Source organism: Myroides sp. C15-4, from assembly GCF_050522745.1.
Lineage (GTDB): Bacteria > Bacteroidota > Bacteroidia > Flavobacteriales > Flavobacteriaceae > Flavobacterium.
The window spans coordinates 1-12,453 of record NZ_JBMVQX010000021.1; the positions used below are offsets into that span (position 1 = coordinate 1).

The following is a 12,453-nucleotide window of genomic DNA, read 5'->3' on the forward strand; positions in this document are numbered from 1 at the left end:
GAGGAAATTCAAGGAGGAAATTCAAGGAGGAAATTCAAGGAGGAAATTCAAGGAGGAAATTCAAGGAGGAAATTCAAGGAGGAAATTCAAAAGAGGAAATTCAAAAGAGGAAATTCAAAAGAGGGAAAAAGATAAATCCCCAATAAGAAAAGTTTTAGGAATGAAGTAAAAATAATTTAGTTCTAACTAAGATTTAAAATAATAATTTGCTAATTATTGTAATTTGTTTTTTTGAATTTATATTTAGGAAAGTCTATTTTTTAAAGTAGATAAGCCTTAAAATACACAAAAAATGAATGCACTTTTTTATCGAGGTTTGTAGGTGGTAAAAGTGCCGTCTTTGTAAAAAACAACAATTTGCTCGATGTCAGAAGAAGTAAAAAAATCAGGAATAATTTTAGTGGTTGAGGTATCATTTTTCACTTCCGTTGAAGAGGAAAGAACAGGGGAGGGTGGTGTTTCTTTTTTAGCTTCATCTGAAAAAAAATCCATGGATTTTGAGGTTTGAACTTCTTGTTTTACAACACCAGAACAGCTGCCAATTCCCTTAATTAACCACTCAATATTTAGTTCGGGAAAAGCGTCGTGAATCTTCAAAATAAAATCCAAACTCGCTTTGTTTCTTCCCGATAAAATATGGGATAAACTCGATCGTTGAACACCAATTTTGTCTGCAAAAGAAGAAGCAGATAGCTCGTATTGCGCCAATAAAAATTCCAATCTGTTTACAAAGTTCTCCATGGATACAAATGTGTATTTTTAAATTAAATGGTTTACAAATGTAATTAAAATATTGAATTAACAAATGTGCACACAATTAAAAAAACAACACTGCTGTATAGTAAAGGTTGAGGTAAATGTATTTAGTTTGTTGAAATACAGAAATTTAAATAAGAAAAAGTGAATTTGTTAAATCTTCTAGCGTTGATTGGAGTCAGAGCCACTTGTTTTGTTGACAATTGTAAAACGAAGAAAAGATTTTAATGTTTACAAATGTAAAAAATGAAATGTTTACATTTGTAATATTGTAAACAAGGCAGTAAAATGAACGAACAAGAACGAGCGAAGACCTATCAAGTACAGTCGTGCAAAGGACGATACGTTACTAACGAGAAAATAGCAGATTTTTTAAAAACCTTAAAGCATTACTTTAAGGTGGATGTGATTGGGAAATCAGTAGAAAATCGATCCATTTTTTCCGTGCAGTTTGGCCAGGGAAAAACCAAAATTTTAATGTGGTCGCAGATGCATGGAAATGAATCGACCACAACAAAAGCTGTATTAGATTTACTACATTATTTGAATGAATCAACAGAAGAAAAGGTAGCGGATTGGCAATCGAAATTTACCTTGATCCTCCTTCCTGTTTTAAATCCTGATGGTGCTTTTTACTACACAAGGGTAAATGCCAATCAGGTGGATTTGAATCGTGATTCGGTTGATTTAACCCAACCAGAAAGTAAAATTTTACGTCGGGCCTTGGAAGAATTTCAACCTGATTTTGCTTTTAATTTACACGACCAACGCAGTATTTTTGGTGTTGGTGATACGGGAAAATCCGCTGCTATTTCTTTCTTAGCGCCAGCGTATAACGAAGAGCGTTTGATCAATGATACGCGAAAAAGAGCGATTCAAGTTATTGAGGCAATGAATGAAGCGGTACAAAAAGTTGCTTTTGAACACGTAGGACGATTTGACGATTCTTTTAATATAAACTGTATTGGAGACTATGCGCAAGCAATGGGAATTCCTACTATATTAGTAGAAGCGGGACATCTTGGTAAGGATTATCAGCGCGAAAATACTAGAGAACTTGTCTTTATCAGTTTATGGCGTGCACTAGATGTCATCGCAAATCATACCTATATAAACTACACCACGAAAGGCTACTTTTCACTTCCTGAGAACACAAAAAACTTTTGTGATGTCGAATTGAGAAGTGTGAAAAATGCGTCTGGGACAAGAAATTTTATATTGAAAATTCAATATAAAGAGATATTAACGGAGGGAACTGTTAAATTTTGTCCTATTATTGTGGATATTGATGAAAAAGAAAGTAAATTTGTGCATACTTTAATAGAAAGAGAGTGTCAATTAAGATCTTTATTTGAGAAACCAAGCGATATTTTAGAACGAAACTTTGAGGATGTTGTAGCGTTATCAGTTGAAGAGGTTAATTATTTATTAAAAAAATAGATAAAATTGCTATTTTTTGAATAAATAAGATTTTTTTTTATTATTATTGTACTGAAATATAGATTTAGAATTAACATAAATAATTGATTTATGAGTAAGTTTCGTTTAGATGAAATCGACCACCAGATCTTAGATATGCTGATCGATAATACGAGAGTGCCTTTTACAGATATCGCTAAGAAGTTATTAATTTCGGCAGGTACGGTTCACGTACGTGTGAAAAAAATGGAGGATGCAGGAATTATCCAAGGTTCTTCATTAACCCTAGATTATGAAAAATTAGGTTATGCATTTATTGCATACATCGGAATATTTTTGCATAATACGTCTCAGACGAAGTTCGTTTTAGAAAGAATTAATGAAATTCCATATGTGACAGTTGCTCACGTAACTACTGGTAAATTCAATGTATTCTGTAAAATTAGAGCAAAAAATACCCGTCATGCCAAAGAAGTTATCTATATGATTGACGATATCGATGGTGTGTACAGAACAGAGTCGATGATTTCTCTAGAAGAGAGTATCAACGATAAAAAACGATTAATGCATACAATTTTTAAAGAATTGTAATCAATTTTTTTAAAAAGCAAATGAATAAAAAACTGCCTTTGTGCAGTTTTTTTTTATATTCGTTGTTTATATATTTAAAAAAAATGGATTCGTTAACTCAAATTGTCTTAGGGGGAGCAGTTGGGAACGCCTTATTAGGGAGAAAGTTAAAAAATAAAGCAGTGTTTTATGGTGCCATAGCAGGAACTATTCCAGATTTGGATGTCTTGGCTGTGTTTTTTACAGATCCTATTAGTGCGTTGGAGTTTCATCGAGGGATTACTCACTCTATCTTATTTGCCATTTTTGGCGCTTTTTTCTTTGGTTACCTGCTTTATGCTTTCGAAAAAAAACGAGGAGTAACCTATGAAGAAGGAGGTTGGCTCTTCTTTTGGGGGCTTTTTACTCATGCCTTATTGGATGTGTTCACCACTTGGGGAACCCGAGTACTCTGGCCTATGGAGTACCCGTTCGCATTTAAATCAATCTTTGTAGTCGATCCTTTCTATACACTGCCTTTTGCCTTTTTTCTGATCAAGTCCATGTGGGAGAAAACAAAGCTCGATAGGCGAATGCGCCTAAATCGATGGGGACTTTATATCAGTAGTGCTTATTTAGCATTGACCTTACTCTTGAAAGCTGTCGCTTTTTATAGCTTTACTGATGCATTAGATCAACAACATACTCCATATAAAACCATGTCAGTAAAGCCAACGGCTCTAAATACGGTGCTGTGGACTGCTATTGTGGAAACAAAAGACGCTTTTCTTATTGGGGAATACTCCTTTTTTAGCGATGAACCTATTGAGTTTCAAACGTATCCTAAGAATCACAATTTGATCGGTGGGTTGGAAAATCATGATTTGGTTCTTCGACTAGTAAAGCTTTCAGAGGGATACTATACATTTACAGAACAAAACAATGAGTTTTACTTTAATGACCTTCGATTTGGCGTATTGCGTGAACAGGGGGATAAAGTGCAATTTGCGTTTAGCTATCAGTTTTATATCGATGAACAGGGCGAATTGAGAGTAAAAGAAGTAGAAAAGGACAAGAGGGATGGTGTAAAATTATTGAAATCTATTTGGCGAAAGATTTGGGGATTCAAAGCAGATTAAGGGAAGAATAGTTATATTTGAAAAAAAAAGAAGATGAAGATTGTTGTGTCGCCTGCCAAGAGTTTGGATTATACTACAGAAGTACCTTTTACAGCTGCTACAGAGCCTTTATTTGTAAAAGAAAGTAAAGTTATCAATGCTGTATTAAAGGAAAAAACACCTGCTCAATTAATGGAGTTGATGAAAATTTCAACGAATTTAGCAGACTTGAATTGGGAAAGAAATCAAATTAGAAGTTATAAGAAAGGCAAAAAGAATGAAGCTGACTTTAAGCAGGCTGTGTTTGCTTTTAGCGGCGATGTATATGTAGGATTAGATGCTTATACCTTAGCTGAAGATAAAATGGAACGCCTGCAAAATACCCTGCGTATTTTGTCTGGGTTATACGGAATTTTACGTCCTTTTGATGAAATAGAACCTTATCGATTAGAAATGGGAACCAAAATGTCCGTTGGGGATAAAGCGAATCTATATGCCTTTTGGAAGCCTATACTCGTTGATTACTTAAATAAAGAAATGAAAGAAGGAGAATTGCTGGTTAATTTAGCGAGCAATGAATATTTTAGTGCCATCGATCAAAAGAAATTAAAAGCAACCTTGATTGTGCCTGAATTTAAGGAGTTAAGAGATAGTAAGCTTAAGACTATCAGTTTTTATGCAAAAAAAGCAAGAGGTATGATGGTGCGTTATATCCTAGATAATGATATCAAAGATATAGAAGGATTGAAAAAGTTTAATCTCGATGGGTATGCGTGGAGTGAAGGAGAGTCAACAGCAACCCAACTCGTGTTTACTAGATAATAAATAAAAGAATATAGCCAATAAAAATTATGGAAACAGTACATTATATAAGTTCAGATGTATTTACAATTGAGAAATTAAATGAGATCATCACGCAGAATAAAAAGTTGGATATCTCAGAAGAAGCACGTGCTAATATTGTCAATTGTCGTGCTTATCTGGACAATAAAATGGAAACGCATAAAGATCCAATTTATGGAATCAATACGGGATTTGGATCTTTGTGTAATGTAAAGATTAACGACAGTGATTTAACGAAATTACAGGAGAATTTAATGAAGTCTCATGCTTGTGGAGCAGGTGAAATTGTGCCAGAAGAGATCGTGAAAATTATGCTGTTGTTAAAGGTGAAGTCGTTAAGTTATGGGAATTCAGGGGTTCAGTTAGAAACCGTAGAGCGTTTAGTTGATTTCTTTAATCACGATATTCTACCTGTGGTTTATACCCAAGGGTCTTTAGGAGCATCGGGAGATTTGGCGCCTTTGGCGCACCTGACGTTGCCTTTGATTGGTGAAGGAGAGGTGATGTATGAAGGATTTAGACAGCCTGCGAGTAAAGTATTAGCGAAAATGGGATGGGAGCCTATCCAGTTGAAGTCAAAAGAAGGATTGGCGTTGTTAAATGGGACTCAATTTATGAGCGCATACGGGTGTTATGTGTTGATTAAATCGAAGAAAATGTCCTATTTAGCAGATTTAATTGGAGCAGTATCCCTAGAGGGATTTGACGGTAGAATTGAGCCATTTAATGAATTAATTCACCATGTAAGACCACACCGAGGACAAATTGAAACAGCTTCTTTTTTTAATGAAGTGTTAGAAGGATCAGAATTGATCACACGCCACAAAGAACACGTACAAGATCCTTACTCGTTTAGATGTATTCCACAAGTGCACGGGGCATCAAAAGATGCAATTGAATATGTAAGTAAAGTATTTAAAACAGAAATCAATTCTGTTACCGATAATCCCAATGTGTTCTACAAAGAAGACTTAGTAGTGTCAGGAGGAAATTTCCACGGACAACCTTTAGCCTTGGCTTTTGACTTTTTGGGTATCGCACTGGCTGAGTTAGGGAATATCTCAGAAAGACGTACGTATCAGTTGATTTCAGGATTAAGAGGATTACCTGCTTTCTTGGTGTCTAACCCTGGATTGAATTCTGGTTTTATGATTCCTCAATATACGGCAGCAAGTATTGTAAGTCAGAATAAGCACTTAGCAAATCCAACAAGTACGGATAGTATTGTTTCAAGTAATGGACAAGAAGATCACGTGAGTATGGGGGCAAATGGCGCAACGAAAACACTGCGTATTATCGATAATTTAGAGCGTATTTTAGCAATTGAATTACTAAATGCAGCTCAGGCGTTGGAATTTAGACGTCCTGCTCGATCAAGTGCTTTTATCGAATCATTTGTTAAATCATATCGCGAAGAGGTGTCTTTTGTTTCAGAAGATCGTATTTTACATTATGATATCGAGAAAACTATTGCGTTTTTGAGAAGTTTTCAAATCGATTTAGAAGAATAATCTCGTTTTTTTAAAACCGTTGATATAAAAGCTACATCTTTTTCTGAAAAAGAGATGTAGCTTTTTATTATATTGCTATCTTTGTTTCACGTAGTACAAAATAATCCATCATCCTTGATTACAAGTAATAAATTAAAAATATTGAATGATCCTATTTATGGATTTATTTCTATTCCCAATTCATTTGTATATGATTTGATAGAGCATCCTTATTTTCAAAGATTAAGGAGAATTTCTCAAATGGGCGTTTCTTATTTGGTCTATCCAGGTGCGCATCATACGCGCTTTCATCACGCTTTGGGCTGTATGCATCTTATGCAAAAAGCAGTACAAGTGCTTCGTTTTAAAAGTATAGCCATTTCTGAAGAAGAAGAAACAGCGCTATATGTAGCTATTTTATTGCACGATATTGGACATGGTCCCTTTTCACATGCCATGGAAGAGAGTATCGTGGAGGGTGTACATCACGAGGCTATTTCTCTCTATTTTATGCACCAATTGAACAAGGAGTTTGGAGGAAAACTCGATCTAGCTATTCAGATTTTTAAAGGAGAATATCATCGTCAATTTATGTTGCAATTGATTTCAAGTCAGTTGGATATGGATCGCATGGACTATTTGAAACGCGATAGTTTTTACAGCGGTGTAGCGGAAGGAGATATCAATTCAGAACGATTAATCCAAATGCTAAACGTCGTAAAGGATCGATTAGTTGTGGAAGAAAAGGGAATCTATTCGGTAGAGATGTTTTTAGTCGGACGCCGTTTGATGTACTGGCAGGCTTACCTGCACAAAACTAGTGTTTGTGCGGAACTAATTCTCGTGCGTATTTTAAAAAGAGCCAAAGAACTTGTCAGTAAAGGAAAAAAAATATGGGGAAGTAGTGCTCTTTTGTTCTTTCTTGAACATCAGGGGGTTTTTGATGATTTTGAGCAAATCGCCTTAGAACAATTTGCCTTGTTGGATGATTCTGATATTGTTAGCGCTTTAAAAGCATGGCAATTCCATGACGATTTTGTACTATCTCAATTGAGTAAGATGATAGTCAATCGCAAATTATTGCGTATTGAAATAATAGAAGATAAGAAATTAGTAAACGAAAAACTAAAGAAGCGTTTAGAAGGGGTGCAGGAGCAATATAAGTTATCTGCCGAATTAGCGAGCTATTTTGTGTTTAAAGGAAAGGTTAAGAATCAGGCCTATAGCAAAGATAAGGAGCCAATTATGATTGTGCGAAAAGATGGACAGGTTGCAGATGTTTTATCTGTTTCGGATCAATTAAATCTGAAAGCATTAACTAAACCAGTAACAAAGCATTTCGTTTGTTACCCAAAATTCGTTTTTGAAAGTTAATTTTCAATTATATTTTATATTTTTGCGGGGATGAAAATAACAGCAGAACAAATAGCGTCAGTATTAGGAGGAGAAGTTGTGGGGAATCCGCAAGAGGAGGTATCTACCTTAGCGAAGATTGAAGAAGGTGCAAAAGGTGCCATCTCGTTTTTAGCTAACCCTAAATACGTCCACTATATATATACGACCAAGGCATCGGTTGTCATTGTAAACAAAACGTTTGAACCCGAGCATGAAGTGGAGGCAACCTTAATTAAAGTTGATGATGCATATAAGGCATTTTCCAAACTCTTGGAATACTACAATCAAGTGAAATTAATGAAGTCGGGGATCGAACAACCAAGTGTGATTTCAGAAGGAGCTACGTATGGTGCTGATTTGTATCTGGGTAGCTTTTGTTATGTAGGAAAAAACACCAAAATTGGCGATAATGTGAAAATATATCCCAATACCTTTATCGGAGATAATGTGGTGATTGGCGATAATACAGTGCTGTTCGCCGGTGTTCGCGTATATTCAGAATCCGTAATTGGAGCAGGCTGTACCTTGCATGCAGGGACAATTATCGGATCAGATGGATTCGGTTTTGCACCCAATGGAGATGGAACTTACAGTAAAGTACCGCAAATTGGAAATGTAATCATTGAAGATAATGTTGAAATTGGTGCTGCAACGACCATTGATCGCGCAACCCTGGGATCGACAATTATCCGAAAAGGAGTGAAATTAGACAACCAAATCCAAATTGCACATAATGTGGAAATTGGTGAAAATACCGTTATTGCTTCGCAAACAGGAGTGGCAGGATCAACGAAAATTGGAAAAAATTGTATGATTGGTGGACAGGTTGGAATAGTTGGGCACCTAACGATTGGTGATAATGTGAAGATTCAAGCTCAATCTGGCGTAACAAAGAATTTAGAATCTAATATTGCCGTGCAAGGATCTCCTGCTATCGGACATACAGATTTCTTGAAGTCATACAGTCATTTTAGAAACCTGCCTAAAATCGTAGATGATTTAGAAGAGCTAAAAAACGAAAAATAATAACCTATCGAAATACAAAAAGATTTTATTATGGTTAAGCAAAAAACCATCCAAAGTGAAGTTACCTTAGAAGGAGTTGGACTACACACAGGGCAAAATGTTGTGATGACGTTAAAACCTGCGCCAATTAACAATGGGTTTACTTTTGTCAGAGTGGATTTAGAAGGGCATCCTGTGATAGAAGCAGATGCAAATTATGTTGTTAATACACAACGCGGTACGAATTTGGAGAAAAAAGGAGTACGTGTTCAAACAACAGAACACGTATTAGCTGCTTTTGTCGGTTGCGATTTAGATAACGTAATCGTTGAATTAAATGCTTCTGAACCACCAATTATGGACGGGTCATCCAAGTATTTTGTGGAAGCTGTTGAAAAAGCAGGTGTAGTGGAACAAGAGGCAGAAAGAGAAGAATACATCGTCAAAGAAGTAATCTCTTATGTAGATGAAGCTACAGGTAGTGAAATCATTGTAATGCCAGCAGATAGTTACCAAGTAACAGCAATGGTTGATTTCGGTACAAAAGTATTGGGAACGCAAAACGCTACTTTAAAAGACATGAGTGACTTTAAAGTGGAAATTTCTGAAGCGCGTACTTTTAGCTTTTTACACGAATTAGAAGCTTTATTAGCTAATGGTTTGATTAAAGGAGGTGACTTAAATAATGCTATTGTTTATGTGGATAAAGAAATTTCTACAGAGACAATGGGACATTTAAAAAAGGCTTTTGGGAAAGAAGAAATTAGCGTAAAACCCAATGGAGTTTTAGATAATTTGACGCTTCATTATCCCAATGAAGCAGCAAGACATAAACTATTAGACGTGATTGGTGATTTGGCATTAATCGGTACTCGTATTCGAGGAAAAGTAATCGCTAACAAACCAGGACATGCAATTAATACTGGATTTGCAAAGAAAATGTCGAAAATCATTCGCAACGAAAAACGCAACCAAGTTCCTACGTATGACTTGCATAAAGAACCGTTGATGGATATTGTGAAAATTATGGAATTTCTACCTCATAGACCTCCGTTTTTATTGGTGGATAAAATCTTAGAAATGTCTGATAATCACGTGGTAGGGTTGAAGAATGTTACCATGAATGAATCTTTCTTTGTAGGACATTTTCCAGGTGCTCCAGTAATGCCAGGGGTGTTGATTTGTGAAGCTATGGCGCAATCAGGTGGAATCCTAATCTTGAGTACTGTTCCAGACCCTGAAAACTACTTAACGTATTTTATGAAAATGGACAATGTAAAATTTAAAAATAAAGTGACACCTGGTGATACTTTAGTTTTTAAATTAGAATTAATTACGCCTATTCGTCGAGGAATATGTCATATGCAAGGCTATGCCTATGCTAATGGTAAATTAGTAGCTGAGGCTGAGCTAATGGCTCAAATATCAAAAGTTAAAAATTAAATATAAATAGTATGAATCAGCCTTTAGCCTATGTCCATCCAGGAGCAAAAATAGCTAGAAATGTCGTAATAGAACCATTTACTACGATTCATAATAATGTGGAAATTGGTGAGGGAACTTGGATCGGATCCAATGTGACGATCATGGAAGGTGCACGTATTGGAAAAAATTGTAAAATTTTCCCTGGTGCCGTAATTTCAGCTGAACCACAAGATTTAAAATTTGAAGGTGAAGTAACTACTGTTGAAATTGGAGATAATACAACCATTCGCGAGTGTGTAACCATCAACAGAGGAACAAAAGATAGATATAAAACCGTGATTGGCGAAAATTGTTTAATCCAAGCATACAGCCATATCGCACACGATTGTATCATTGGAAATAACTGTATTTTTTCTAACTCAAGTACATTGGCAGGACACGTAACTGTAGGAGACTATGTCGTGTTGGCTGGTTTAGTAGCGGTGCACCAATTCTGTACGATTGGATCACATTCTTTTGTAACAGGTGGTACTTTAGTCCGCAAAGATGTTCCTCCTTATATCAAAGCAGCAAGAGAGCCTATTTCTTATGCGGGAATCAATTCTGTTGGTTTGCGTAGAAGAGGATATGAACCAGAGAAAATTAGAGAAATTCAAGAAATTTACAGAATTTTATTTCAAAAGAACTATAATACAAGTCAAGCACTAGAAATTATAGAAACTGAAATGGAAGCGACTCCAGAACGAGATGAAATCCTAATGTTTGTACGCAATAGTTCAAGAGGAATTATGCGCGGATATTCAGGAATGTATTAATAATATAATAAAAGATTTAAAAAAAGATGGCAACAACTTCAGATATCAGAAATGGTTTGTGTATTCGTCATAATAACGATATTTACAAAATCACCGAATTTTTACACGTAAAACCAGGAAAAGGACCTGCATTTGTTAGAACAAAAATGAAGAGTTTGACAAATGGAAAAGTATTGGAAAATACATTTTCAGCAGGACACAAAATCGATACAGTGCGCGTGGAAACACACAAGTTTCAATACTTATACCCAGAAGGAGATCAATTCCATTTCATGAATATTGAATCATACGAACAAATTACCTTGTTGAAAGATATTCTAGATGCTCCAGAGCTATTGAAAGAGGGAGAAATGGTAATGGTACAAATTAATACAGATACGGATTTACCACTTGCTGTGGATATGCCAGCTTCTGTAATTTTAGAAGTAACGTATACTGAGCCTGGAGTAAAAGGAAATACAGCAACAAATGCTACTAAACCAGCTACTGTTGAAACAGGAGCTACTGTAAACGTACCATTGTTTATCAACGAAGGAGATAAAATTAAAATCGATACGGCTACAGGATCTTATATCGAACGTATCAAAGAATAGTTTTAGGGCAAGATGCGTTTTTCAAAAGTTCAAAATTTAGAAACAATAGCTGAAATTATCGGCTGTAAATACGTTGGGTCTGCGGATTTTCCCGTGTATGGTATGAATGAAATTCACGTCGTACAAGAAGGGGAGATTGTATTTGTGGATCATCCTAAATACTACGATAAAGCCTTAAATTCGAATGCATCTATCATCCTTATTAATAAAGATGTAGCTTGCCCAGAAGGAAAAGCTTTGTTGATTTCTGACGATCCATTTAGAGATTTTAATACGTTATCTACGTATTTTAATCCCTTTAAACCCGCTACTCAATTGCAAGCCAAAGACGCCGTGATTGGAGAGGGCACTGTCATTCAACCAGGAACATTCATTGGAAACAATGTGGTAATCGGTTCAAATTGTGTTATTCACCCTAATGTGGTGATCTATGACGGTACAGTGATTGGTAACAATGTGGTCATTCATGCCGGAACTATCTTAGGCGCAGATGCATTTTACTACAAGAAAAGACCAGAGGGATTTGATCCTTTAATCTCTTGTGGTCGAGTAGTCATTGAAGACAATGTAGGTATTGGTGCGGCTTGTACTATTGACCGTGGTGTGACAGGAGATACAACCATCAAAGAAGGAGCAAAAATTGACAATCAAGTGCATATTGGCCACGATACTGTTATTGGTGTACGTTGTTTAATTGCCGCACAAGTGGGAATTGCTGGTTGTGTTGTGATTGAAGATGAAGTTACCCTTTGGGGACAAGTAGGTACCACAAGTGGAATTACCATCGGTACAAAAGCAGTTGTATTAGCACAATCGGGTGTTTCTAAGAGCTTAGAAGGAGGAAAAGTCTATTTTGGTTATCCTGCAGAAGAGTCGAGAGAAAAACTAAAGCAAATGGCTAATACAAAGAGAATACCTGCCATGCTAGATGAGCTGAAAAAATTACAGAAGAGCTAGGTATAAACAGGTAAAGGAATAGATAATTAATCGTTAATTGTTAGGCTTATTTGGCGAAGATTGCAACTAAAAAGTTTTAAAGCTGATT

Annotated in this window: 12 protein-coding genes; 11 read left to right on the top strand and 1 reads right to left on the bottom strand. The window is 35.8% G+C overall.

What is annotated here, in order from left to right; all coding sequences use genetic code 11:
* Positions 1-306: 306 nt before the first annotated feature.
* The gene (locus ACPDHL_RS10275; protein WP_430532679.1) at positions 307-741 is read right to left on the bottom strand and encodes a helix-turn-helix domain-containing protein; all 435 of its coding nucleotides are present in this window, start codon (positions 739-741) and stop codon (positions 307-309) included.
* Between the two features lie 303 nt (positions 742-1,044).
* Here ACPDHL_RS10275 and ACPDHL_RS10280 point away from each other — a divergent pair, with 303 nt between their 5' ends.
* From ACPDHL_RS10280 to ACPDHL_RS10330, 11 genes are all read left to right on the top strand, one after another.
* Positions 1,045-2,196 (top strand): M14 family metallopeptidase, encoded by a 1,152-nt coding sequence (locus ACPDHL_RS10280; protein WP_430532680.1) that lies wholly within the window; start codon positions 1,045-1,047, stop codon positions 2,194-2,196.
* Between the two features lie 90 nt (positions 2,197-2,286).
* Complete coding sequence (locus tag ACPDHL_RS10285) at positions 2,287-2,766, top strand: Lrp/AsnC family transcriptional regulator (RefSeq protein WP_002985664.1); 480 nt, start codon at positions 2,287-2,289, stop codon at positions 2,764-2,766.
* An 83-nt stretch (positions 2,767-2,849) separates the two neighbouring features.
* On the top strand, positions 2,850-3,863 hold the full coding sequence (locus tag ACPDHL_RS10290; protein WP_430532681.1) for a metal-dependent hydrolase: 1,014 nt from the start codon (positions 2,850-2,852) through the stop codon (positions 3,861-3,863).
* A gap of 33 nt (positions 3,864-3,896) precedes the next feature.
* The gene (gene yaaA / locus ACPDHL_RS10295; RefSeq protein WP_430532682.1) at positions 3,897-4,664 is read left to right on the top strand and encodes a peroxide stress protein YaaA; all 768 of its coding nucleotides are present in this window, start codon (positions 3,897-3,899) and stop codon (positions 4,662-4,664) included.
* Between the two features lie 29 nt (positions 4,665-4,693).
* A complete protein-coding gene (gene hutH / locus ACPDHL_RS10300; RefSeq protein ID WP_430532683.1) occupies positions 4,694-6,196 on the top strand; it encodes a histidine ammonia-lyase in 1,503 nt (500 codons plus the stop codon).
* Between the two features lie 114 nt (positions 6,197-6,310).
* Entirely contained in the window at positions 6,311-7,549 is a 1,239-nt protein-coding gene (locus tag ACPDHL_RS10305; protein ID WP_430532684.1) for an HD domain-containing protein, read from the top strand.
* Between the two features lie 30 nt (positions 7,550-7,579).
* On the top strand, positions 7,580-8,596 hold the full coding sequence (gene lpxD / locus ACPDHL_RS10310) for a UDP-3-O-(3-hydroxymyristoyl)glucosamine N-acyltransferase (RefSeq protein WP_430532685.1): 1,017 nt from the start codon (positions 7,580-7,582) through the stop codon (positions 8,594-8,596).
* 30 nt (positions 8,597-8,626) lie between these two features.
* Positions 8,627-10,018, top strand: coding sequence for a bifunctional UDP-3-O-[3-hydroxymyristoyl] N-acetylglucosamine deacetylase/3-hydroxyacyl-ACP dehydratase (locus ACPDHL_RS10315; RefSeq protein WP_430532686.1), 1,392 nt, complete (start codon positions 8,627-8,629; stop codon positions 10,016-10,018).
* Between the two features lie 11 nt (positions 10,019-10,029).
* Positions 10,030-10,815 (top strand): acyl-ACP--UDP-N-acetylglucosamine O-acyltransferase, encoded by a 786-nt coding sequence (lpxA, locus tag ACPDHL_RS10320; protein ID WP_430532687.1) that lies wholly within the window; start codon positions 10,030-10,032, stop codon positions 10,813-10,815.
* Between the two features lie 26 nt (positions 10,816-10,841).
* Positions 10,842-11,408 (top strand): elongation factor P, encoded by a 567-nt coding sequence (gene efp, locus ACPDHL_RS10325; protein ID WP_430532688.1) that lies wholly within the window; start codon positions 10,842-10,844, stop codon positions 11,406-11,408.
* Between the two features lie 12 nt (positions 11,409-11,420).
* The gene (locus ACPDHL_RS10330; protein ID WP_430532689.1) at positions 11,421-12,365 is read left to right on the top strand and encodes a UDP-3-O-(3-hydroxymyristoyl)glucosamine N-acyltransferase; all 945 of its coding nucleotides are present in this window, start codon (positions 11,421-11,423) and stop codon (positions 12,363-12,365) included.
* Positions 12,366-12,453 lie beyond the last annotated feature (88 nt).